Genomic DNA, 22,276 nt, shown 5'->3' with positions numbered 1-22,276 from the left:
AGTGAGTGAACAAACATCTGCGTAGCGAACTCTGCACGATTTGAAAGGAAACGCCATTGGCTAGCCAGGACTGGGTGGACAAGGACTTTTATAAGATCCTTGGTGTTGCCAAGGACGCTTCCGACGCTGACATCAAGAAGGCTTACCGGAAGCTCGCTCGGCAGTTCCACCCTGATACGAACTCCGGGGATACTGCTGCGGAGAAGAAGTTCAAGGACATTTCCGAGGCGTACTCCGTGCTGTCGGATGCTGATGAGCGGCAGCAGTATGACGCCATCCGGGCCATGGGCGGCGGCGCGCGCTTTGCCCCGCACACCGCGGGCAGCACCGCGAACGGCGGCTTCGAGGACCTCTTCGGAGGCCTGTTCACCGGCGGCGGCGGCCGGCACTCCGGCGGGTTCAGCACCGCTGGGGGCATACCGCCCGAGTTCGCTGACCTGTTCGGCGGCGGCTTCGGGGGCGGCCAGACCGGCTACCAGCGCGCCCCGCAGAAGGGTGCCGACCGGACGGCCAGCACCAGTATCTCCTTCGCCGGGTCCATCCGCGGCACCACCATCGGGCTGCGTGAACCGGACGGCGAGGTCATCGATGTCCGGGTGCCCGCGGGCATCAAGGACGGCCAGAAGGTGCGCGTCCGCGGCAAGGGCCAGTACGGCCCGGCGGGCAACGGCGACCTGCTGGTCACCGTCAACGTCAAGCCCCATGACTTTTACACCCGCGACGGCGACAACCTCCGGATCCACGTGCCCGTCAGCTTCCCCGAAGCTGCTTTGGGCGCCGACATCGAAGTTCCCACGATCGACGGCGAACACGTCCGGGTCCGCGTTCCCGCCGGCACTCCGTCGGGGCGCACGCTCCGGGTAAAGGGCCGCGGCGTAAAGACGTCGAAGGCTACCGGTGACCTGCTGGTGACCATCGACGTCGCCGTACCACAGAACCTGAGCAAGGAAGCCGAGGAGGCCGTGAAAGCATTTGCGGCCGCCACCACCGGTGCGGACGTCCGCCAGGGCCTGGCAGCCAAGGCCCGGCTTTAGCGACGGGTGCCGGCCGTGGAAATCAACTTCGATCAGCCGATCTTCGTCATCTCGGTGGCCGCCGAGCTCGCCGACATGCACCCGCAGACACTGCGCCAGTACGACCGGCTGGGCATCGTCTCGCCCAGCCGGGCGCCGGGCAAGTCCCGCCGCTACTCCCAGCGGGACGTGAACCGGCTCCGTGAAGTGCAGCGGCTATCCCATGAGGGCGTCTCGCTCGAGGGGATCAAACGCATCCTGGAACTCGAAAACCAGGTTGCTGCCCTGCAGCACCGGGTGGCCGAACTGACCGACGAACTGGCCCGCCGTCGTGAGCCGCTGGAATCCCGGATCTTCGCCGCCGGCACCGCCGGCGATGTGGTGAGTTTGGCGCGCGGCCAACGCCCCCGGCCCCGTTCGCAGGCCGTAGTGGTGTGGCGCCCGCGTGGCGACCTCTAGCCGGCTCCCTAGGTAGCCATTCCCGCTGGCCTTCCCCATTGCCAGAATTACGTGCAGTGCCAAAATAGGGTGCAGCGCTAGACCCGGTCACCAGCCGCGATGCCGCGGTCCCCGGCTCCCGTGCAGAAGGGACGGCGGGGTCATGACCTACATCAAGGACTTTGACCAGCTGGGACGCAGCGATGTGGACGAGGCAGGCGGCAAGGGCGCCAACCTCGGGGAGCTGGCCCGGGCCGGTTTTCCGGTGCCGTCCGGCTTTGTACTCACCACGCCGGCCTACCAGGACTTCGTCAACGCCAACGGGATCGCCGGCCGCATCCTCGAGTTCGCCGCCCTTCCCGCCGACGCTTCGAACGACGACTACGAGGCCGCCGCGCGGCAAATCCGTTCCCTGTTCGCCGAGAGCACGATGCCCGAGGAGATTGGCGCCGAACTCCGTGCTGCGTACGGGCGGCTGAGCCACCAGGCGGCGGACCTGGGCGAAGAGGACGGTGCAGAGTCCAGCGGCGATTACGCCGCGCGGGTTGCGGTGCGCTCCTCGGCCACCGCGGAGGACCTCGCCTCGGCCAGCTTCGCCGGCCAGCAGGACACATATCTGAACGTCACCGGGCCAGACGCCGTCGCCGCCGCCGTCATCGACTGCTGGGCGTCGCTGTGGAATGCGCGCGCCATGGCGTACCGCGTACGGAACGGCTTTGATCCGTCCACGGTGCGCCTTGCGGTGGTGATCCAGGAGATGGTCGACGCCGGGGCCGCCGGTGTGCTGTTCACCGCCAACCCCGCCACCGGCCGCCGCGACGAGGTAGTGATCAGCGCCGCGTGGGGGCTGGGTGAATCAGTGGTCAGCGGGGCCGTCACCACGGACGATGTCATACTGGATGCCGCGACGGGCCGGGTAGCGCAGCGCCGGACGGCGGACAAAGACGTCATGACGGTCTACGACGGAACCGGCACCAGGGAACAGCCGGTCCCCGAAGAGAAGCGCCGGGAGCCGGTCCTCGGGGACGACGCGGCGGCCGCGCTGGCCCGGCAGGGAACGGCCATTGCGCAGCATTTCGGGGTGCCCCAGGACATCGAGTGGGCGCAGGCGGCAGGGGATTTCTTCATCCTGCAGGCCCGTCCCATCACCGCGCTGCCTGAGCCCTCGGCCGATGCTCCGACGGAGTGGCCGCTGCCCTATCCGAACGGGATGTACTTCCGGGCCAGCATCGTCGAGCAGCTGCCGGACCCGTTGTCGCCCCTCTTCGCCGACCTCATCGACGGTGCCGTGGTGCGCTCGCTGAACGCCCTGTTCAACGAGGCATTCGGCAAGAGCGTGGTGCGGCCCGGTGACGTCTCGCTGCCCACGGTCAACGGCTACGCGTACTACTACTACAACAACGCCGGAATGCGGCGGGTCATGGGCAAGTCGCTGACGGCTATGCGGGCGCTTGCCCAGGGCAAGGCCAACATGGGCATCAAGGGATGGCGCGACCACTCGCACCCGAAGTACCGCGGGCTCGTGAAGTATTGGGCGGCCAAACCGCCGTCGGACCGTCCTGCTCCCGAACTGCTGGAGGGCATTTCTGCGCTGCTGGACGCGGGCGCTGCCTACTACACCGCCGTGCAGTCCATCATCCCTATCGCGGCCACCAGCGAGATCATGTTCCGGAGCTACTACGACAAGCTCGTCCGGCGGCCCGGGGACCCGTCCGCGGAGGTCTTCCTCATCGGTTATGACAGCGAGCCCATCCGCGCAGAGAAGTCCCTGTACGACCTGGCGGTGTGGACGCGCGAAAGGCCGCCGCTTGCCTCGGCCATCACGGAGGGATCAGCGGCCGGCATCGCCGAAGCTCTCCGGAGCGGCACGCCTCCGGCGGGGGTGGATCAGGGCCAGTGGGATGAGTGGCGTTCCCGCCTTCAGCGGCATTTGGACCGCTACGGGCACGCCGTTTACAACCTTGACTTCGTCAATCCTGTGCCGGCCGATGACCCCTCCGCCCTGCTCGAGACCCTGAGGTACTTCGTGCGGGGGCAGGGGAAGGATCCGCACGAGCGCCAGCAGCGGTCTGCCGACAGGCGGGAGGAGCAGTGCCGGCTGATCAGTGCCAGGCTGGGGCCGCGCCGTCGAGCAGTCTTCCGCAGGTTGCTGCGCTGGGCGCAGAAAGCGGCGCCCGTTCGTGAGGACGCACTCGCCGACGTCGGACTGGCCTGGCCGCTGATGCGCCGGATGCTGCTGGAACTGGGGGAGCGGCTCACGGCCTCGGGCGTCATCGCCGCACCGTCCGACATCTTCTGGCTCCGTCTCGATGAACTCCGCAACGCCATCGATTTCGGGCTGGCTACGCCCGGCGCGGCCATCACCGGCACGGACCGGCCCGTGCGGGCAGAGGCCGTTGAGCAGCGCAAGATGCTGTGGCGGGGCCAGCGGAAAGCCGCGGCCCCGCAGCTGCTGCCCGAAAGCCGCTGGATGGAACGCGCTTTTGGCAGCATGATGCCCGCACGAACCCAGCAACAGGCGGGGGACGTCATCACCGGCGTCGGCGCCAGCTCCGGACACGTCACCGCACCGGCCCGGCTGCTGCACGGCCCCGACGACTTCGCCAGCATGCAGCCGGGCGAGGTGCTGGTGGCACGCATGACCACCCCCGCCTGGACACCGCTGTTCGCGATGGCGGCCGGCGTGGTCACGGACGTTGGCGGTCCCCTGAGCCACAGCTCGATCGTCGCCCGGGAGTACGGGATCCCCGCCGTCCTGGGAACGGGCGTGGCTACCCAGCGTGTGTCCAGCGGACAGCAGGTTAAGGTCGACGGCGACGCCGGCACCGTGACGGCTCGACGGCTAAATGGTCAACTAGGTAGCAGAACAGGGCGTTCTCAGGGCTAGGAACGCCCTGAGCTGCTACTTAGTTGGGGGTGAGCACCCGGATCGGCGAGCCGTCCAGCCACGCCGTGACGTCCTCGAGCGCGCCGCTGAAGAAGGCCCGGTAGCTGGCGTCGGTCACGTATCCCAGGTGCGGTGACAGCAGGGTCCTGGGCGCATCGAGGAGGGGATGGCCGGCGGGCAGCGGTTCCTGGTCGAACACGTCGAGCGCCGCCCCGCGGATCCAGCCCTCATGCAGTGCGGTGACCAGCGCCTGCTGGTCCACCAGGGGACCGCGGGCAGTATTCACCAGCACGCCGTCCGGGCCAAGCAGCCGCAGTTCACGTTCACCGACTATTCCCTCAGAACGCGGCGACAGCCGCAGATGCAGGGACACGACATCGGACTCCCGGAACAACTCATCTTTGCCGACCTTCCGGGCGCTTGCCGCAGCAGCAGCCTCGTCGGTGAGGTTCTGGCTCCAGGCCAGCACGTCCATCCCGAAGGCACGACCGTAGCCGGCGATGCGCGTTCCGATTTTCCCCAGCCCCACAATTCCAAGGGTCTTGCCGGACAGTTCGAAGCCGACGCCCGTCTGCCAGCGCCCGTCGCGCAGGCAGGCTTCCTCCTGTGTCAGGTTCCGGGGAAACGCCAGCAGCAGTGCCCACGTCAGTTCGGGCGCGGCCGTGGGGGAGCCGCCCGTTCCGCAGACGGTGATCCCCAGCCGTGAAGCTGCTTCCACGTCGATCGAGGCATTGGCGGCGCCGGTGGTGACCAGCAGTTTCAGCCGGGGCAGCTTTTCGAGGATCCGGGCGGGAAAGGGGGTTCGCTCCCGCATGGCAATGATGATGCTGGCGTCCTGCAGCGTTTCCACAACCTCCGCTTCAGTGGCGAGGTGCTGGTTGACCACCGTGACGTCGACGCCACGCTGTTCGAGGGAACTCCAGTCGGCAAAGCTGTGCGCCACGCGCTGGTAGTCGTCGAGAATCGCGAGCTGGTGCATGCTGTCCTTCTGCCTTGAGACCAAAAGAGGCAGAAACCCGCCGGTGCGGGCCCCTGCCTCTTGAGGCTAGTCGAGTGGTGCCTGGTTATGGGGCTAGCTGGCCTTGACGGCCAGCACCGGGCAGGCTGCCTCCAGCAGGATCTGCTGTGCAGCACTGCCCATGATCAGCTTGCCCACGGGAGTGCGGCGCCGGAGGCCGATCACAATGAGTTCAGCCCGGTACTTCTCCGCCGCGTCCAGCACCTCGTTGGCCGCGTCGTTGCCGCGCACCGGCTGCAGGACCAGATGCTCGATCCCTTCCCGGTCCAGCCGCTCCGTCAATGCGGAGATGTCCTCAGCCTGGGCGTAGCGCTTGTCAACGATGGCGTCTCCCCGGGAGGAGTTGATGATGACCAGCCGGCTCTGGCTCTTCTGCGCCTCGGTGATGGCCCGGTCCAGGGCTGCGGTCCCCTCGGCCGTGGGGATATAGCCGACAATGATGCTCACGATTTCTCCTGTCCGTGGTTGGCATGGGTGGCGTCCGCGCGGCGGCGGCCTGCATCAGGCCCCCGGTCAGCGGGTGCCTCAGCAGCGGATGCGTCAACAGGGAGTCCCTCAACAGGGTGTCCCTGAACGGCAGGCGCCTCGACTGAGGGCGCGGCAGCGGGTCCGGCAGCGGGCCCGTCCACAGCGGGTCCGCCGGCCACGACGAGTCCGCCAGTCCGGGGACGCCGGGCACGCCAGATCCGTGCCGCCAGCGGCCAGAGGAGTACCAGTGCCACGATGACGTAAACCACGACGGCGATCGGTTCGTTCCAGAGGCCGGACACGTCGCCGGCGCTCAGCTGCAGCGCCTGGCGGAGCTGCTTTTCGAGGCGAGGCCCCAGGATTACGCCGAGGATGAGCGGCAGGACGGGCAGCCCGTAGCGGCGCATCATGAAGCCGAGGGCGCCCAGGACCAGCAGGAGCATCAGGTCGAACGCCTGCAGGTTCACCGAGTAGGCGCCCAGCGTGGCGAAAAAGAGGATGCCGGCGTACAGGTAGGGGCGCGGCAGTCGGAGCAGCTTCGCCCAGACCGGGGCCAGGGGGAGGTTGACCAACAGCAGCAGGAAGTTGCCGATGAACAGGCTGGCGATCAACGCCCAGACCAGCGGACCCTCGTTTTGGAACAGCAGCGGCCCCGGCTGGATGCCGAACTGGGTGAACGCGGCCAGCATGACGGCGGCGGTGGCGTTGGTCGGCAGCCCCAGGGCCAGCATCGGGGTCAGGGTGCCGGCTGCGGCCGCGTTGTTGGCTGCTTCGGGCCCGGCGACGCCTTCGATGGCGCCCTTGCCGAACTCCTCGGGGTGCTTGGAGAGCCGCTTCTCGGTCACGTAGGAGAGGAAGGTGGGGATCTCGGCGCCGCCGGCCGGCAGCGCGCCGAAGGGGAAACCGAGGGCAGTGCCGCGCAGCCACGGCTTCCAGGACCGCTTCCAGTCCTGCTTGCCCATCCAGGGCCTGCCGACCGGGATGATCTGCAGCGGGGTGCGGCGCAGGTGCGCCGCCACCCACAGGGCTTCACCGACGGCGAAGATCGCCACGGCGATCACGACGACGTCGAGGCCGTCGGAGAGCAGCGGCAGGCCGAAGGTGAGGCGGGCCTGGCCGGAGACGAAGTCGAGGCCGACGAGGCCGATTGCCAGGCCGAGTCCGAGGGACGCGAAGCCGCGCAGCTTGGACGAGCCCAGGACGGCGGTGACGGCGAGCAGGGACAGGACCATGATGGCGAAGTAGCTTGGGGCGCCAAGGCTCACGGCGAACTGCACCACGATCGGCGCGAAGACCACAAGGAGCGAGGTGCCGATGGCGCCGGCGACGAACGAGCCGATGGCGGCCGTCGCCAATGCCTGGGCCGCCTTGCCGGCCTTTGCCATCAGGTTGCCCTCGATGGCGGTGATCACCGAGGACGATTCACCGGGGGTGTTGAGCAGGATCGAGGTGGTGGAACCGCCGAACATCCCGCCGTAGTAGATGCCGGCAAACATGATGAAAGCGCTGGTCGGTTCAAGGACGGTGGCCACCGGGAGCAGCAGTGCCACGGTCATGGCCGGGCCGATCCCCGGCAGGACGCCGACGGCGGTGCCCAGGATGACGCCGATCAGGGCGTACAGGAGGTTCATGGGGGTCAGCGCGGTCGCGAACCCGTCCATGAGTGAGGACAGGACGTCCATCTAGAGAATCCCTTCAAGGAGCCCGGCGGGAAGGGCAATGCCCAGGCCGAGGTAGAAGCCGTAGAAGGTCAGGAGCGCCAGAGCCAGGGAGATCAGTCCGTCGCGGACATAGTGGCGGCTTCCGAGCGCCCAAACGCTGCCCCAGAAGAGCACCGTTCCGGAGATGACCCAGCCGGCCCAGTCGATCAGCAGGATGTTGGCGATGAAGGCGCCGGCCAGAGGCAGGACGGTCTTCCAGTCGGCCGGGTGGGTCAGGTCGACGTCCTCGCCGGCCTCGGCCTCACCGCGTCCGCCCCGGAGAACGTTCACTGCCAGCAGCACGGCGCAGATGAGCAGGAGTCCTCCCACGATCATCGGCAGGGCCTTGGGGCCCACCGGATCCGACTGGGAGTACGGCACAACCAGGCGCGCTGCGTCAAAGAGGACCAGGGCGCCGACCGCCCCGAGCAGGGCTGCGACGCCCAGCTCGGAGCGGCCTTTGAGGCGGGAGGCCAAGGAGGTCACGCCAGGCCGAGCTTCGTCAGGACGTCGGCAACGCGCTTGTCCTGGTCGGTGAGGAAGGACTTGAATTCGTCACCCGTGATGAAGGCGTCGGTCCAGCCGCGCGTCTTCAGCGTCTCCTTCCAGGATGCTGATTCATGCATCTTCTCCAGGGTTGCGATCAGGGCGTCGCGGTCAGCGTCGCTGATGCCGGGAGGGGCCACGATGCCGCGCCAGTTGGTGAAGACCAGGTCGATCTTGGATTCCTTGAGCGTGGGGGCGTCCACTCCCTCAAGCCGGTTCTCGCCGCTGGTTGCCAGGACCCGGATATCGCCGGCCTTGATCTGCTGGATGTATTCACCGGCGCCGGAAGCCGCGAAGCCCAGCTTGTTGCCGATGATTGCCGGCAGCAGGTCGCCACCGCCATCGTAGGAAACGAAGTTAACCTTCTTGGCGTCGATGCCCACGGCACCGGCGAGCTGCATCGGCAGGAGGTGGTCCGGGCCGCCGGCTGAGGAACCGCCGCCGACGCTGATCTTGGACGGGTCCTTCTTCCACGCCGTCACCAGATCGTCGATGGTCTTGTACGGCGAGTCCTTGGACACCATGATGGCACCGGGCTCTTCGATGAGCCGGGCCACGGGGGTGGTATCGGTCAGCTTCGACTGGGACTTGTTGGTGTAGCTGGCGCCGACGACGCCAAGGCCCATGAGCATGGCGAGGTCGCCGTTGCCCTTTTCGTTGACGATGCGGGCCAGGCCAACGGTGCCGCCGGCGCCGGCCAGGTTGAAGACCTCGGGGTTGGTGGCAAGCTTCTCGTCCTCGAGAACCTTCGCCGCGGCGCGCGCCGTGGTGTCGTAGCCGCCGCCGGGCGTGTTCGGCACCATGATGCGGAGCCCGGCAAGGGGTGCGGTGCTTGCTCCGCTCGTGGAGGGGCCGGCGGCAGTCTTGCCGGTAGCTCCGCAGCCGGACGCCATCAGGGCGATGCCTGCGGCTACTGCGGCCACGCGCAGTGCGCTCATTCCGCGCATGTTGTTCCTCTTCTCGTTGGTCCATTTGATTGGGGTGCTTCCGATGCTAGGCCCGAACGTGACCGGGCTCACGCTTGTGTAAGCAGAGAAAGTTAAGTTCATTTCGTTCACGTTTCCGGCTCCCAACCAAGCTGCCCGCCGAGGCGTCCCGTGTAGGGTTCAGACGCTGCGGACTCCGCGGAACACGCCGCCCAAAGTCCGGTAGCGTGTCCCGTATAGCTCACCCCCACCCGCAGACCCACAGGAAGAACAGCAGCACATGACTCGACGGCGAGGAATGTCCCTTGCGGGACAGTATCTTCGGCTGCAGCTCCTGATTGTGCTGGCCGTGCTGGTGGCCGTGGTGGCGATTTCGCTGGCCCAGTCGGCGGCAGCCTTTGAACGGGTCGAGGGCCGGCGCGCGCTCTCTGCTGCGGAGACACTGGCTGCTACCCCCGCGGTGCGAAGCCTCCTGCCGGATGCCAGGCCGCAAAGCGGATCGGTGCTTCCCTCGGTGTCCGAGGCGGTGCGAACGATTTCGGGGTCCTCCCAGGTTGCGCTGGCGCGGTCCGACCGGACGATGGTGACGTCGTCGGACCCGTCTCTGGTGGGCCACCAGCTGGAACTCGGCGACAGCGCGGTGATGTCCGGGCGGGCGTGGACCGGGGTGGTCGGAACCGGGGCAGAGGAGGCGGTAGTGGCCCACGTGCCGGTGCTGGACGATGCCGGCAAGATGGTGGGGATCGCCGTCGTCGGCAGGAGCTACCCCTCGGTGCTTGAGCGTCTAGGCGACGCCGTCCCCAACCTGCTGACCTATCTGGGCGTGGCCAGTGTCCTGGGCGTGGCCGGCTCGTTCCTGCTGGCGCGCCGCGTCAAACGGCAGACGCTGGGCATGGAGCCGGACGAGATCACCGGCCTCGTGGAGAACCGGGAGGCGATGCTGCACGGGCTCAAGGAAGGCGTGGTGGCGCTGGACCCCCAGCAGCGGATCACGGTGGTCAACGACAGCGCGCGGAGCCTGCTTAATCTGCCGCACGACTGCGTCGGCAAGAACCTGGCCGCGCTGGAGGTGCCGCCTGCGCTGCGCGAGGTCCTCACCCAGGACCAGCCCGGCCCGGACCGGCTGGTCCTCGTGGGGGAGAAGCTGGTGGTCCTGAACCGGATGCCCATGCGCTCGCACGGGCGCGTCATCGGCTCCGTCACCACTCTCCGCGACCGGACGGAACTGGCTTCGCTGGAACGCGAGCTGGGCACGACGCGGACGGCCACCGACACCCTCCGGGCACAGGCGCACGAGTTCGCCAACCAGCTGCACACCATCTCCGGCCTGATACAGATCGGCGAGTATGACGCCGTCGTCCAGTTCGTCAACGGCACGACGTCGAACCGGACACGGCTGAACGACGACGTGACCAGCAGAATCGAGGACCCGGCCCTCGCCGCGCTGTTAATCGCCAAGTCGAGCCTTGCCGCGGAGCGCGGGGTTTCCCTGCAGCTCGCCGAGGAATCCCGGCTGGGCAAGGTGGATGAGGAATTGTCCCGGGACCTGACCACCGTGGTGGGCAACCTGGTGGACAACGCGCTCGACGCCGTCACCAACACCTCCGAAGCAAAGGTCGAGGTACATATCGAAGAGAACGACGGCGGTGTGCGGGTTGAGGTGCGGGACTCGGGACCGGGGGTCCCTGTGGAGGTCATGGACGACATCTTCCGGCAGGGGTTCAGTACCAAGAATTCGCCCGACGGCGGCCGCGGCTATGGCTTGGCCCTCGCCAAGGTGGTCTGCCAGCGGCGCGGCGGCCGGCTCGCCGTGCGGAACGACCACGGCGCGGTGTTCACGGCACTGCTGATGCACAAGACCGCTGATGCTTAGGGAGGAGCGGCCTTGATCAAGGTACTTATCGTCGACGACGACTTCATGGTGGCCAAAGTCCACGCCGGCTTTATCCAGCGCACGCCGGGGTTCGCCGTCGTCGGCGTGGCGCATACGGGCGCGCAGGCGGTTCTGGAGACCGGACGGCTGCAGCCGGACCTGGTGCTGCTGGACATCCACTTGCCCGACGTCAACGGCCTGGACCTGATGCACCAGCTGCGTGACGTGGCGCCTGAGCTGGACGTGCTGGTGATCAGCGCCGCGCGCGAGGTGGAGACTGTGCGGAAGGCGCTCCGCGGCGGGATCGTGCACTATCTGATCAAGCCGTTTTCCCAGACCGATCTGCAGGAGCGGCTGCAGCACTACCGCACCACGTACCAGAGCCTCGATTCGTCCAAGGATGTGGCGGAGCAGTCGGACGTCAACCGCGTGTTTGGGCTGGAACGTGCAGACCGGCCGCTGCCGAAAGGCTGCAGCGCCGAGACGCTCCAGGTGGTGGAGAAGGCGCTGCGCGCCGGTGGCGGCGACGTTTCCGCCGCAGAACTGGCTGTGCAGGTGGGAACATCGCGGGTCAGTGCGCGGCGGTATCTGGAGTACCTCAACGACGAGGGGCTGGTGGACGTGACACTCAAATACGGCGTCGGACGTCCCGAGCGGAGGTATGTGTGGAAGGCCGGGTGAACGGCGCGGAGTCCTGGACGGCTGTGGCTTTCAGGGCTGCGCCCTGACGGCTTCGATGCCCTGCAGTGCGCTCACGGTGACCGCATCTATGTCCGCCGTGCCGTCGACGCTGACCAGCAGGCTGCGCCGGCCGTAGCGGGCGATGACGGGTTCGGTTTCCTGCCGGTACAGCTCCAGCCGGTGGCGGATGACGTCTTCACTGTCGTCGCTCCGCCCCTCGGCCTCGGAGCGGAGCAGGAGGCGCCGGACGATCTCCTCGTCGTCGGCGGTAATTTCCACCACGGCGTCGAGCCTGTTCCCGGTGGAGTCCAGGATGCGGTCGAGGTCGTCCATCTGGCTCACGGTGCGGGGGTAGCCGTCCAGGAGGAAGCCGTTCCTCGCGTCCCGTTCCTGCAGCCGGTCCCGCAGCATGGCAGTGGTGAGATTGTCCGGGACGAGGTTGCCGGCGTCGAGGAATTCCTTGATTTCCCGGCCCAGGGGAGACCCGTCGGCCAGATGGCTGCGGAACATGTCCCCGGTGGAGATCTCCGGGATGTGCAGCTGTCCGCTGAGCCGGTGCGCCTGGGTGCCCTTGCCGGAGCCGGGCGGGCCGATGAGCAGGATGCGGGTCATGCTTTTGGTCCGATCTGCCGAGAAAGCACGCTAGGGCCATTCTTCCGCCCGCCCGCTCCGCCTGCAATGGGGGGTGCCCATGTGCCGGGTGTTCCCAACGTCCGGGGTGTTCCCAACGCTGGTGGTGGCTCCTAGGCTGGGACCCACCCACCAGTCACCGGGCAAGGAGATCCTCATGACCACGCTGCCGGACCGGCCCAACACCGCGCTCATGGTGCTTGATATGCAGAAGGGGGTGGTGGCCGAAGCGCACCAGCGGGACGCCGTGGTGTCCAACGTCGCCGCACTGGTGGGCAGGGCACGGGAAGCCGGTGTCCCGGTGGTTTGGGTCCAGCATTCCGATGACCGGCTGGAGAAGGGCAGCGAGGCCTGGGAGTATGTGCCCGAGCTGGGGCGCGGCGAGCAGGAACCGGTGGTGCACAAGTCATTCAGCGACGCCTTCGATGACACCGACCTGGAGCAGGTGCTGGCCGCCGCGGCGGTGGGCCGCCTGATAGTCGCCGGAGCTCAGACGGACGAATGCATCAGGTCCACCATCCACGGGGCGTTCGTCCGCGGCTACGACGTGACGCTGGTCAGCGACGCCCACACCACGGAGGACCTGACCGAATGGGGCGCCCCACCGCCGAACCAGGTCATTGCCTTCACGAACCTCTACTGGAAATACCACCAAGGGCCGGGGCGGACCGCCGCCGTGGAAGAGACCAAGGACGTCAGCTTCAGTGGCTGAACCGCGTTAACGCGACTGAGCCGGACCGAGCTGGACGGGCGCCCGTCAGGTGCCGGGTGCAGGCAGGATGCCGGCTGCGCGTTCCTCCAGAAGCTCCCGCGTGCGCTGGTTCCGGGCCAGTCCGGCCGCCGCCATGAACTCGGAACGCGCCTCCTCGCTCCGCCCGAGCCGGACCAGCAGCTCCCCGCGGACGCTGGGCAGCAGGTGCGTTCCGCGCAGCGCGCCCCCGGAAGCGAGGCCGTCCACGATGGCCAGCGCGGCCGCCGGTCCGGTGGCCATGGATACCGCCACGGCCCTGTTCAGTTCCACCACCGGGCTGGGCGCGATCCTGCCGAGCGCCTCATAGAGCAGCACGATCCGCTGCCAGTCAGTGGCATCGACGCTGGGCGCCATCGAGTGGCATTCGGCAATGGCCGCCTGGAGCGCGTAGTTGCCACGGCCCCGGCCCAGCGCGTCGCAGCGGCGCAGGGCGGCGCGGCCCCGCCCGATCTGCGCCCGGTCCCACCGGGTCCGGTCCTGGTCCGCCAGCAGGACCGGAGACCCGTCCGGAGTGGTGCGGGCAGGGAAGCGGGACGCCTGGAACTCCATCAGTGCCACCAGTCCGTGGGCCTCGGGTCCGCGTGGGACCAGCCCGGCCAGGATGCGCCCGATCCGCAGAGCCTCGTTGGCCAGGCCGGGCCGAATCCACGCGTCCCCCGAGGTGGCGGCGTAGCCTTCCGTGAACATCAGATAGACGACGCCGAGAACCGCTCCCAGCCGGGCACCCCACTCGTTGGGCTCGGGAACCTCGAAAGGTACCCGGGCCGCCGCGAGCGTCTTCTTGGCCCGCACGATGCGCTGCTGCACGGTGGCGACCGGAACCAGGAACAGCCGAGCAATCTCCTCGGTGGTGAGACCGCCCACCACCCGCAGTGTCAGGGCCATCTGGGCCTCCCGGGAGAGGACAGGGTGGCACGCGGTGAACACGAGCCTGAGCACGTCGTCCTCTAGCGGAACCCAGGCCACGCCGTCGTCGTCTTCCAGGTCCCGGGCTATGGCCCGGTACCGTTCACCGAGCCGCTCGGAGCGCCGCCACGCATCGATGGCCCTGCGCTTGGCGACGGCGGTGAGCCAGGCGGCAGGATTATCAGGTGTTCCGGATTCCGGCCATTGGGCCAGGGCCTCGGCCAGGGCTTCCTGGGCCAGGTCCTCGGCGAAGCCCACGTCCCGGGTGGCGCGGGCGAGGCCCGCGACGATGCGTGCCCCCTCGATGCGCCACAGGGCATCAATCCGGCGCCGTACCGCGGCTCCCGCTTCTTCGTTCACGGGTCTGCACCCACCGTCAGCCGGCTCAGGGCTGGTTCAGCTCCTGGCGCCACACGGCTTCCTTCTGGATGTACTCGTTGTCCTTGAAGTCAGCGAAGTCGTCGGCCTCAGCTATCCGGCGGACCTCAAGCTTCGATCCGGGACCAAGCGGGCAGCGGCTGGCCCACTCTTTTGCCTCTTCCTTGGAAGCCACCTGGACAATCCAGAAGCCGTTGAACAATTCATGGGTTTCGCCGTGGGGGCCATCCGTCACCACCGGCGGTTCTTCGTCGAAATTGACCACGAAGGCCGAGCCTTCGGACAGGTCGGTCAGGCCCTCACCGGCGAGCATGACGCCGGCCTTGATGAGTTGTTCGTTGTAGGCGCCCATCTGGTTGAGGATCTCCTCGAACGGAACCTGCTTCGACGCTTCGATGGCTTCGTCCGTGGCGCGCATGATGAACATGTACTTCATGGTTCTCTCCTTGCGTTGACGTGGACGCCGTGTGCGTCCGTCTACGATTCCGTCGAACGGGTCTTGCAGAAATCGACAGGCGGCATGGAAAATCTTTTTGGCCGTCCGGCTCCTCGCGGCTGGAACGGCTTTAGGCAGTGGTTCAGGCTGCGGTTCACGCAGTGCCGAACGGGTTGTCGATGGCGATCTTCCAGCCCTCGGGTCCTCTGCGCAGGACGTCGGCTGTATTGCCGTGGAGGTCGACCTCGCTGCCGTCGGCCGCCGTGCCTTTAATGGCCCACTCGGCGATGGCCAAGGCAATGTCACCGGTGACATAGACATGGCGCGTGGTCAGACTGATGGGCAGCCCTGCCTGCAGGAATCCCATCATGGCGTTGACGCTGTCTTCGCCCGTGGTGGGCATGCCCGGCTGGGGGACAAACACCGCATCCGGCTCGAACAATTCCAGCATTCCGTCAACGTCCCTGGCGTTGAAGCGTGCCGCCCAGGCCATCTGCATGGCATGCGGATCAGTTATTCCCACGGTGCCCTCCCCAGGACTCCTGCCGGTATGAGGTGTGCAATCTATCAGCAGCCGGGTGCGGAAGCTAGGGGGAAACCCGCGCCCCCGGACGGTGACTGCTAGCCGCGCCGGCGGACCTCAATCTGGCCGTCGCTCACCCTGGCTTCATAGCTGGGCTGGGGCGTGGTTGCCGGGCCGCGGACTATGTCGCCGTCCTCCAGCCGGAACGTGCTGCCGTGCCAGGGGCAGGTGACGCAGCCGTCTGCGATTGTTCCCTCCTCGAGCGGACCTCCCATGTGGCTGCACACGCTGTCCAGGGCCAGGATCCGGGCCCCGGAACGGTACAACAGAACCGAGACTTTGCCCGCGTCCACTTTCCGGTGCTCACGGTCTGCAAGTTCGGACTCCGCCAGGACGGGCTTCCAGTCCCTGGGGCCCGTCCTGCCTGCCGTCTTGTTGATGTTGACTGCGTTGCCGAAAACGAGGTGTCCGCCGAGGAAGCCGCCAAACATCAGGACGCCGAAACCGGCCATCCCCAGAGCCTTTCCGACGGTCCGGCTGCCGGAGGCCCGGGCCACAGCCGAGGACGAGAACAGGCAAAGCGCCGTTCCGTTGGCCGCCGCGTGGACCAGCCCCACCCGCCGCGACTTTCCCTGCGTGTCGGACCAGTCGTTGAGGCCGGCGGCTGCGGTTGGAACGGCCGTTGCGATTCCGACGGCGACCAGGATGTCGGCGGCCGGCTCGGATGCCGGCCCTCCCACGGTGTCCAGGACGGTTGCCATGGTCCAGGCCCCGATGGGGAAATCGGTCAGGACGGGGTGCAGCGGATGGCCCAATGACGTGCCGCTGAGGGTGTTGCGGACAGGCCGCGGCTGGACGGCTTTTCCAACGGCCTTCGAGATGGCGGACGCCACCCCGTCCAGCCGGTCAAAGTGTTCGATGGCATCAACTAACGCGTGCAGCGGGTTCATGGTGGACTCCTTCGGCCTGGCAGTCAGGACAGGTGGTGCACCAGTGTGCATCGCCGGGCGCACGATGACAAGGTGCCGGCAGACCGTCTCCGGTAACGTACTTTCACATGCCGCTGTCATCGCCCGAAATATCCCGCGACCCCGCTACCCCTGTTTCCGAGGGGCTGGTACGGCCGGTCATGGCGGGTATAGTGACGGCGCTTGTCGGCTTCACCTCGACCTTCGCAGTGGTCCTCTCCGGCCTCCGTGCCGTGGGGGCAAACCCGCTGCAGGCGTCGAGCGGCCTCCTGGCCCTCTGCCTGGCGGTGGGTGCGGGCGTGGTGTTCCTCGCCTGGCGGAGCAGGCTTCCGGTGACCCTCGCCTGGTCAACGCCGGGCGCGGCTTTGCTGGCCGTCGCGGGGGTGCCCGACGGCGGGTGGCCGGCCGCCGTCGGCGCCTTTCTGGTGACCGGGGTTCTGATCGCTGTGACCGGGCTCGTCCGCCCTTTGGGGCGGCTCATCAGCAGTATCCCGACAGCACTGGCACAGGCCATGCTGGCAGGGGTTCTGCTGCCGCTGTGCCTTGCGCCGGTGGAGGGCCTGCAGAGCGCTCCGCTGCTGGTGGTTCCGGTGCTGCTCTGCTGGCTGGTGCTGTCACGGTTCGCGCCGCGCTGGTCGGTTCCCGGCGCGCTGGCCGTGGCACTCGCCGGCATCATGATCCAGCTGGCTATTGAGGGGCGGCCAGTGCCAACGGCGGGCCTGCTGCCGGCGATGGAGTGGACAACACCGTCCTGGTCGCTGGGTGCGGTGGCGGGCATCGCACTGCCGCTGTACATCGTCACCATGGCGTCCCAGAATGTGCCCGGCGTGGCGGTGCTGCGGTCCTTCGGTTACCAGGCGCCGTGGCGGGCCTCCATGCTGGTCACTGGTACCGGCACGCTGCTGGCCGCGCCGTTCGGCGGCCACGCCATCAACCTTGCCGCGCTGAGCGCCGCACTGGCGGCCGGGGAGGAAGCGGGCGCGGACCGCGGCCGGCGCTGGGTGGCAGGTTTCGTGTCGGGTCTGGCCTACTTGCTCCTGGGAGCGTTCTCTGCGGGGCTCGCCGCCCTGGTGGCTGCGGCTCCTCCGGGGGTGCTGGAAGCCGTCGCCGGACTGGCCCTGCTGGGCACACTCGCCGGTTCTGCCGCCTCGGCGCTGGCAGAACCGGGTGAGCGGACCGGCGCCGTGGTGACCTTCCTCGTGGCGGCCTCAGGGCTGAGCTTCCTGGGAATCGGAGCGGCGTTCTGGGCCCTGCTGACAGGGCTCCTGGTCCGGGCGGTCCTCAAGGACCGGAACCGGCGGCAGGCCTAAACCGGGCGCTAGTTGCTGGCCGCCGCCCGCTGTGTCCTGTGGTCTGCTGCCGGGTAGACGCCGAGGATCCACAGTTCGGTGGTGAAGAAGCCCAGTTCCTCCAAAGCCAGGCGGAGCGGCAGGTCCTCGGGGTGGCCTTCGACATCTGCCATGAACATGGTCGCGGCAAACTCGTTGCCCACCATGTAGCTTTCAAGCCGGGTCATGTTCACACCGTTCGTGGCGAAGCCGCCCAGGGCCTTGTAGAGCGCAGACGGAACGTTCCGGACGCGGAACACAAAGCTGGTGACTGCCGGTCCGGGCAAGGTCTCCCTGGCCGGCAATTCCGTCTCCCGGGCCAGGACCACAAAGCGGGTGGTGTTGGAGGGGTCGTCCTCGACCGCCGAGGCCAGGACCTCAAGGCCGTAGAGTTCGGCAGCGAGCGGCGGCGCGAGGGACAGCTTGGTGGGATCGTTCCACTCGCGCACCTCGCGGGCTGACCCGGCTGTATCGCCGGCGATCACGGGTTTGAGCCCTGCCTCGCGGATCAGCTTCCGGCACTGGCCCAGGGCGTGAATGTGGCTGTGGACCTCGGTGGCCCCCTCGATGGTGCTGCCCGGGATGCCGAGCAGGTCGAAGTGGATGGGCAGGAAGAACTCTCCCACGATCTGCAGGCCCGAGTGCGGCAGCAGCAGGTGGATGTCGGCCACCCGGCCAGCGATGGAGTTCTCGATCGGGATCATGGCCAGATCCGTCTCGCCGCTGGACACCAGCTCGAAGGCATCCTCGAAGCTGGCGCAGGGAACGCTCTCCAGGCTGGGGTACATCTGCTTGCAGGCTATATCTGAGTTGGCGCCGGGCTCACCCTGGAACGCAATTTTCTGGGCCATGCTCCGTATGATGTCACGCCCGGCGCCGCCTCACCCAAACGCGGGTGGCGCGGCGCCGGCGTGCTGCTCACCTCTTCGCGTAGTCCGAGAAGCCCTGCCAGTCGACTACCACGCACGCTTCGTCGCCAACGGTCCAGGCATCGTGTCCGGGCTGGATGATGCCGAAATCGCCCGGCCCGAACTCCATTTCCTCGCCGTCATCCATGACGACCTTCATCCGGCCGGAGACGAAGTAGCCCATGTGGGCGGCCTGGCAGCTGTCGGTCCCTGCGATTGGTTTTACGTGCTGGGACCACCGCCACCCCGGCTCGAACGTGGCACGGCCGACCCCGCCGCCCTCCATGTTGACCAGTTGGAGTTGACCCTTGCCGTCCTCAAACGGCCGGGTCTCCTCGGGGGAGTCAAAACTCTTGCGGATTAAACCGGGCATCTGGACCTCCTGTTGTGGATTTTTTGTTCCGGGGATGAAGGCTTGATTGCAGTTGCTGCTGCTTGTTATGCCACGTTTTAGGCCTGCCCGCACGGCATGTCAAGGACCGGAAACATGGGCCTCTTCCGCTCGCCGGAATTTCTGCCACGCTAGAGAACGGAAGGGAGTTTCCCCATGTCCGTCCTGGTTGCCTATGCAAGCGCATTCGGGTCCACCGCCGAGATCGCGGAACGCATTGCCTCGCGTGCGCGGGATGCTGGGAACGCCGTTGAGTGCCGGCCAGTGGACGATGTCGAGGAAGCTTCCGGGTACGACGCCGTCATCCTGGGCAGCGCCATTCATAACCAGGAATGGCTGCCGGCCGCCGTGTCCTTTGTCAGCCGTTTCTCCGCCGAACTGGAACGGATGCCGGTGTGGTGTTTCAGCGTGGGGATGTCCGATGGGCTGCCCAAATTTCTTCGCGCACGCGGGGCATCGCTCCAGCAGGAACGCCTGGCACAGTATTTGCGGCCGCAGGTCCCGCTCCGGGACCACAAACTGTTCTCCGGTGTCTACCAGGCCGCCCAGATGCCGGCCATGCTCAGGGGCTTGTTCCATCTTACCGGCGGGAGGTTCGGTGACCTCCGCGACTGGGACGCCATCGACGCCTGGGCCGGCGAGGTCAGTGCGCAGCTGCCCGGGCCTTCTTCATCCGGGCCTCCTGCGTCCGGCCCGCCTTCGCCCGGACCGTAGACACCGCGACCCGTAGACGCCGCAACCGATGGCCGCGCTGCGCTACTGAAGGCGCTGACCTGCGCTACGGAAGGCTCCGGCCGGAGTTACGTGTCAAGGAGCCGGCGCAGGGTCCGCAGCGCAGAAAGCGCCTGGTGGTTTACCGAGTCCGCGGGAATGCCCAGCTGCACCGCCGCTTCGGCCACCGTGAGCCGGCAGTAGTGAAGTGCCACCAGGACGTCCCGCTGCTCGCTCTCAAGCTTCGTCAGGGCTTCCTGGATTCCGTGGTCATTGAGCATGGAATCAGACTCGCGTCGCGGCCTTCGAGAATTCCTAGGGACGCACCCCCACACTTGGGCAGCATCGCGCGCCCTACTGGGCGGCGTCGAACCCCGCGAGCAGCCTCCGGGTGGCGGTCTGCATGTGTGAACGCATTGTGGCGGTGACGGCAGCGGGATCATGGGCTTCGAGGGCGGTGAAGATTTCGCGGTGTTCCTTCAGCGCCGCCGCGGCATGGCCTTCGTCCGTCAGTGCACGGTCTACCCAGATGCGGAGCAGCGAGCGGATGCTTTGCAGCAGCTCGCGGAGCACCTGGTTGCCCGAACTGACGGCGATCTCCCGGTGGAACGCGGCGTCCGCCTCGACGAACGCGGCCAGGTCCTCGAGGTTGTCTTCCATGGTCTGCAGGTTGGCGCGCATGCGGTCCAGCGCGGCATCGTCGATGCGTTCAGCCGCCAGCTGCGCCGCCTGCACCTCGAGCCCGCTCCTCAGCTCTACCAGCTCGCGGGTGCGGGGGGCGCCCAGCATCAGGCCCCAGCTCAGGGTCCGGGGCAGCAGCTCCGAGACGCCGTCCCGCAGATAGGTGCCGGAGCCCGGCCGGACGATCACGATGCCCAGGATCTCCAGGGCTGCCAACGCTTCGCGGACTGCGGACCGGCCAACGCCGAGGGATGCGGCAAGCGTCCGTTCGGCGGGAAGCCTGGTGCCGGCCGCTATGTCTCCGCTGGTGAAGTAGGCCAGCAGTCGTTCCGCGACCTCGGACACCACCGACCCCTGTTCCATGGGGCCAAGGGCGGCGCTGATCTTGGCCGTAGCGGCTGCGGAGTTATCGGACATCTTCAAAGGGTAGCAACCGGCTGACCAATGCCAGGTGGCAGAAAACTAGGATCAGCCGAAATACGTCAACCGGTTGACCAATTTGCTGTGCCGGTCGTATGGTTGATCTCACAACGCGTAGCCGATGCCGGTCTCCTGCCGGCAGAGGGCATGAGACAACCCCCAAGCATCCAGAGCAGGACGCGGCCGGGGAGACCAATATCAAGGAGTCAATGTGGACACCACACAATCGGTGGTCGAAAGATCTGCCATCAGGAAGGTGGCGATCCGGCTGGTGCCGTTCGTCGCTCTGATGTTCTTCATCAACTACCTGGACCGCACGGCCATCTCCTTTGCCGGCCCCAACGGCATGAACACGGACCTCGCCCTGTCGGCGGCGCAGTTCGGCTTCGCTTCCGGCGTCTTCTTCATCGGCTACATCCTGCTCGAGGTCCCCAGCAACCTGGCCCTGCACAAGTTCGGCGCCCGGCGCTGGCTGGCCCGCATCATGGTCAGCTGGGGCATCGTTTCGCTCCTGTTCACCTGGGTGGGAAACGTTGAGCAGCTGTACATCCTGCGCTTCATCCTCGGTGTGGCCGAAGCCGGCTTCTTCCCGGGCGCCATCCTCTTCCTGAGCCTCTGGGTTCCGGCCCGGCACCGCAGCAAGATCCTTGCCCTCTTCTACCTGGCCCAGCCGCTGACCACCGTCATCGGTGCCCCGCTTGCCGGCCTCCTCATCCAGCAGCACGGCCTTTTCGGCCTCGCAGGCTGGCGGGTCATGTTCTTCGGCGTTGCCGTCCCCGCGATCATCATCGGCGTCATTGCCTGGTTCTACCTCGCTGACTCCCCGGCGAAGGCCAAGTGGCTCACGGCCGAAGAGAAGACCTGGCTGACCGGTGCCCTGGAGAAAGAAAAGAACGAAACCGCTGCCAGCAACAAGCACGTCAGCGTCCGCACCGTCTTCGGCAACGGCCGCGTCTGGATGCTCGCCGCAATCTACTTCGGCTTCATCTACGGCCTCTACGCTCTAGGCTTCTTCCTCCCCACCATCATCGCCGGCTTCGAGGGCATCTACGGCGCCAAGTTCGATGTCTTCCAGAAGGGCCTGATCACCGCGATCCCGTACCTGCCGGCAGCCATCGCCCTGTACTTCTGGTCCAAGGACGCCACCAAGCGGGGCGTGAAGACCTGGCACATCGCCATTCCTGCCCTGGTTGGCGGACTCAGCATCCCGCTGGCCCTGTTCGCCGGTTCCCCGGCGGCCACCATTGCCGTCATCACCATCACGGCCATGGCCATCTTCGCGGCACTGCCCAACTTCTGGACCGTTCCCACCCAGTTCCTCACCGGCGCAGCCGCCGCGGCAGGCATCGCACTGATCAACACGGTCGGCAACCTGGCCGGCTTCAGCGCCGGCTACATCACCGGCTGGCTCAAGGACTTGACCGGAAACTACACCGTCCCGATGTTCGTCGTCGGCGGCTTCATGCTCCTGTCCTGCATCCTGATGGTGGCGCTGAGCCGCTCCGGCAAGGTCAGTGAGGGCATCGCCGCCGAGGCGCTGGACCCCACCGGCGCCGGACACCACTCCGAGCCCTAGGCGAGGGACCGCCCAACTGACTCGCAGTTGTTGTCGTTTTGGACGGCCATAACGGCAACAACTGCCAGTCACTTGGGTCACCACCACCCGAGGCGGCTTCAACCGCAGCTTCCCCACGA

Annotated in this window: 23 protein-coding genes; 9 read left to right on the top strand and 14 right to left on the bottom strand. The window is 67.2% G+C overall.

All coding sequences use genetic code 11. The annotated features are described in order from the left end of the window. Window positions 1-56: 56 nt before the first annotated feature. The 3 genes from ACHMXB_RS15745 to ACHMXB_RS15735 all read left to right on the top strand — a co-directional run bounded on the left by ACHMXB_RS15745 (window position 57) and on the right by ACHMXB_RS15735 (window position 4,338). The gene (locus tag ACHMXB_RS15745) at window positions 57-1,034 is read left to right on the top strand and encodes a DnaJ C-terminal domain-containing protein (RefSeq protein WP_395399816.1); all 978 of its coding nucleotides are present in this window, start codon (window positions 57-59) and stop codon (window positions 1,032-1,034) included. 15 nt (window positions 1,035-1,049) lie between these two features. Then, window positions 1,050-1,472, top strand: coding sequence for a heat shock protein transcriptional repressor HspR (locus ACHMXB_RS15740; RefSeq protein ID WP_395399814.1), 423 nt, complete (start codon window positions 1,050-1,052; stop codon window positions 1,470-1,472). A gap of 142 nt (window positions 1,473-1,614) precedes the next feature. Then, window positions 1,615-4,338 carry a PEP/pyruvate-binding domain-containing protein gene (locus ACHMXB_RS15735; protein WP_395399812.1) on the top strand — a complete coding sequence of 908 codons (2,724 nt, stop codon included), beginning with the start codon at window positions 1,615-1,617 and terminating at the stop codon, window positions 4,336-4,338. Window positions 4,339-4,357: 19 nt separating this feature from the next. Here ACHMXB_RS15735 and ACHMXB_RS15730 read toward each other — a convergent pair whose 3' ends face one another. From ACHMXB_RS15730 to ACHMXB_RS15710, 5 genes are all read right to left on the bottom strand, one after another. Next, window positions 4,358-5,317 (bottom strand): D-2-hydroxyacid dehydrogenase family protein, encoded by a 960-nt coding sequence (locus ACHMXB_RS15730; RefSeq protein WP_395399810.1) that lies wholly within the window; start codon window positions 5,315-5,317, stop codon window positions 4,358-4,360. Between the two features lie 93 nt (window positions 5,318-5,410). Beyond that, a complete protein-coding gene (locus ACHMXB_RS15725) occupies window positions 5,411-5,803 on the bottom strand; it encodes a universal stress protein (protein ID WP_395399808.1) in 393 nt (130 codons plus the stop codon). Then, window positions 5,800-7,506, bottom strand: a complete 1,707-nt coding sequence (locus ACHMXB_RS15720) for a tripartite tricarboxylate transporter permease (RefSeq protein ID WP_395399806.1) — start codon at window positions 7,504-7,506, stop codon at window positions 5,800-5,802. The genes ACHMXB_RS15725 and ACHMXB_RS15720 overlap by 4 nt, the downstream gene beginning before the upstream one ends. Continuing rightward, window positions 7,507-8,010, bottom strand: a complete 504-nt coding sequence (locus ACHMXB_RS15715; RefSeq protein ID WP_111902330.1) for a tripartite tricarboxylate transporter TctB family protein — start codon at window positions 8,008-8,010, stop codon at window positions 7,507-7,509. It abuts the gene before it with no gap. Beyond that, complete coding sequence (locus tag ACHMXB_RS15710; protein WP_111902329.1) at window positions 8,007-9,017, bottom strand: tripartite tricarboxylate transporter substrate binding protein; 1,011 nt, start codon at window positions 9,015-9,017, stop codon at window positions 8,007-8,009. The genes ACHMXB_RS15715 and ACHMXB_RS15710 overlap by 4 nt, the downstream gene beginning before the upstream one ends. Window positions 9,018-9,294: 277 nt before the next feature. Here ACHMXB_RS15710 and ACHMXB_RS15705 point away from each other — a divergent pair, with 277 nt between their 5' ends. Both ACHMXB_RS15705 and ACHMXB_RS15700 read left to right on the top strand, forming a co-directional pair. Next, window positions 9,295-10,869 (top strand): ATP-binding protein, encoded by a 1,575-nt coding sequence (locus tag ACHMXB_RS15705; protein WP_395405302.1) that lies wholly within the window; start codon window positions 9,295-9,297, stop codon window positions 10,867-10,869. Window positions 10,870-10,881: 12 nt separating this feature from the next. Next, complete coding sequence (locus ACHMXB_RS15700) at window positions 10,882-11,550, top strand: response regulator (protein ID WP_395399803.1); 669 nt, start codon at window positions 10,882-10,884, stop codon at window positions 11,548-11,550. Window positions 11,551-11,580: 30 nt separating this feature from the next. Here ACHMXB_RS15700 and ACHMXB_RS15695 read toward each other — a convergent pair whose 3' ends face one another. Next, window positions 11,581-12,162: an adenylate kinase gene (locus ACHMXB_RS15695; protein ID WP_395399801.1), complete on the bottom strand. Its 582-nt coding sequence runs from the start codon at window positions 12,160-12,162 to the stop codon at window positions 11,581-11,583. Window positions 12,163-12,337: 175 nt separating this feature from the next. Between ACHMXB_RS15695 and ACHMXB_RS15690 the strand changes: the two genes are divergently transcribed. Continuing rightward, window positions 12,338-12,892 carry a cysteine hydrolase family protein gene (locus ACHMXB_RS15690; protein WP_395399799.1) on the top strand — a complete coding sequence of 185 codons (555 nt, stop codon included), beginning with the start codon at window positions 12,338-12,340 and terminating at the stop codon, window positions 12,890-12,892. Window positions 12,893-12,937: 45 nt separating this feature from the next. Here the strand turns inward: ACHMXB_RS15690 and ACHMXB_RS15685 are convergent, their stop codons facing one another. The 4 genes from ACHMXB_RS15685 to ACHMXB_RS15670 form a co-directional block, all read right to left on the bottom strand. After that, window positions 12,938-14,197: an RNA polymerase sigma factor gene (locus ACHMXB_RS15685; protein ID WP_395399797.1), complete on the bottom strand. Its 1,260-nt coding sequence runs from the start codon at window positions 14,195-14,197 to the stop codon at window positions 12,938-12,940. Between the two features lie 25 nt (window positions 14,198-14,222). Then, window positions 14,223-14,651 carry a YciI family protein gene (locus ACHMXB_RS15680; protein ID WP_395399795.1) on the bottom strand — a complete coding sequence of 143 codons (429 nt, stop codon included), beginning with the start codon at window positions 14,649-14,651 and terminating at the stop codon, window positions 14,223-14,225. 154 nt (window positions 14,652-14,805) lie between these two features. Continuing rightward, entirely contained in the window at window positions 14,806-15,174 is a 369-nt protein-coding gene (locus ACHMXB_RS15675; RefSeq protein ID WP_395399793.1) for a YybH family protein, read from the bottom strand. Between the two features lie 98 nt (window positions 15,175-15,272). Continuing rightward, window positions 15,273-16,124: a Rieske 2Fe-2S domain-containing protein gene (locus ACHMXB_RS15670; RefSeq protein WP_395399791.1), complete on the bottom strand. Its 852-nt coding sequence runs from the start codon at window positions 16,122-16,124 to the stop codon at window positions 15,273-15,275. Between the two features lie 107 nt (window positions 16,125-16,231). Here ACHMXB_RS15670 and ACHMXB_RS15665 point away from each other — a divergent pair, with 107 nt between their 5' ends. Then, on the top strand, window positions 16,232-17,452 hold the full coding sequence (locus ACHMXB_RS15665; RefSeq protein ID WP_395399789.1) for a benzoate/H(+) symporter BenE family transporter: 1,221 nt from the start codon (window positions 16,232-16,234) through the stop codon (window positions 17,450-17,452). An 8-nt stretch (window positions 17,453-17,460) separates the two neighbouring features. Here the strand turns inward: ACHMXB_RS15665 and ACHMXB_RS15660 are convergent, their stop codons facing one another. Together ACHMXB_RS15660 and ACHMXB_RS15655 are read right to left on the bottom strand one after the other, a co-directional pair. Further along, on the bottom strand, window positions 17,461-18,321 hold the full coding sequence (locus tag ACHMXB_RS15660) for a prephenate dehydratase (RefSeq protein ID WP_395399787.1): 861 nt from the start codon (window positions 18,319-18,321) through the stop codon (window positions 17,461-17,463). Window positions 18,322-18,388: 67 nt separating this feature from the next. Continuing rightward, window positions 18,389-18,751 carry a cupin domain-containing protein gene (locus tag ACHMXB_RS15655; RefSeq protein WP_395399785.1) on the bottom strand — a complete coding sequence of 121 codons (363 nt, stop codon included), beginning with the start codon at window positions 18,749-18,751 and terminating at the stop codon, window positions 18,389-18,391. Window positions 18,752-18,925: 174 nt separating this feature from the next. On the opposite strand from ACHMXB_RS15655, the gene ACHMXB_RS15650 reads away from it, so the two are divergent. Further along, on the top strand, window positions 18,926-19,483 hold the full coding sequence (locus ACHMXB_RS15650; protein ID WP_395399783.1) for a flavodoxin domain-containing protein: 558 nt from the start codon (window positions 18,926-18,928) through the stop codon (window positions 19,481-19,483). Between the two features lie 86 nt (window positions 19,484-19,569). On the opposite strand, the gene ACHMXB_RS15645 is transcribed toward ACHMXB_RS15650, so the two are convergent. Both ACHMXB_RS15645 and ACHMXB_RS15640 read right to left on the bottom strand, forming a co-directional pair. Further along, entirely contained in the window at window positions 19,570-19,761 is a 192-nt protein-coding gene (locus tag ACHMXB_RS15645; RefSeq protein WP_395399781.1) for a sigma factor-like helix-turn-helix DNA-binding protein, read from the bottom strand. Window positions 19,762-19,834: 73 nt separating this feature from the next. Further along, entirely contained in the window at window positions 19,835-20,578 is a 744-nt protein-coding gene (locus ACHMXB_RS15640; RefSeq protein WP_395399779.1) for a FadR/GntR family transcriptional regulator, read from the bottom strand. 214 nt (window positions 20,579-20,792) lie between these two features. Here ACHMXB_RS15640 and ACHMXB_RS15635 point away from each other — a divergent pair, with 214 nt between their 5' ends. Further along, window positions 20,793-22,157, top strand: a complete 1,365-nt coding sequence (locus ACHMXB_RS15635) for an MFS transporter (RefSeq protein WP_395399777.1) — start codon at window positions 20,793-20,795, stop codon at window positions 22,155-22,157. Window positions 22,158-22,276: the final 119 nt, after the last annotated feature.

The organism is Arthrobacter sp. UC242_113 (assembly GCF_044054585.1).
Taxonomy (GTDB): Bacteria; Actinomycetota; Actinomycetes; order Actinomycetales; family Micrococcaceae; genus Arthrobacter.
Note: the sequence above shows the minus strand (reverse complement) of the source record. Positions and strands in the feature narration are given on the sequence as shown.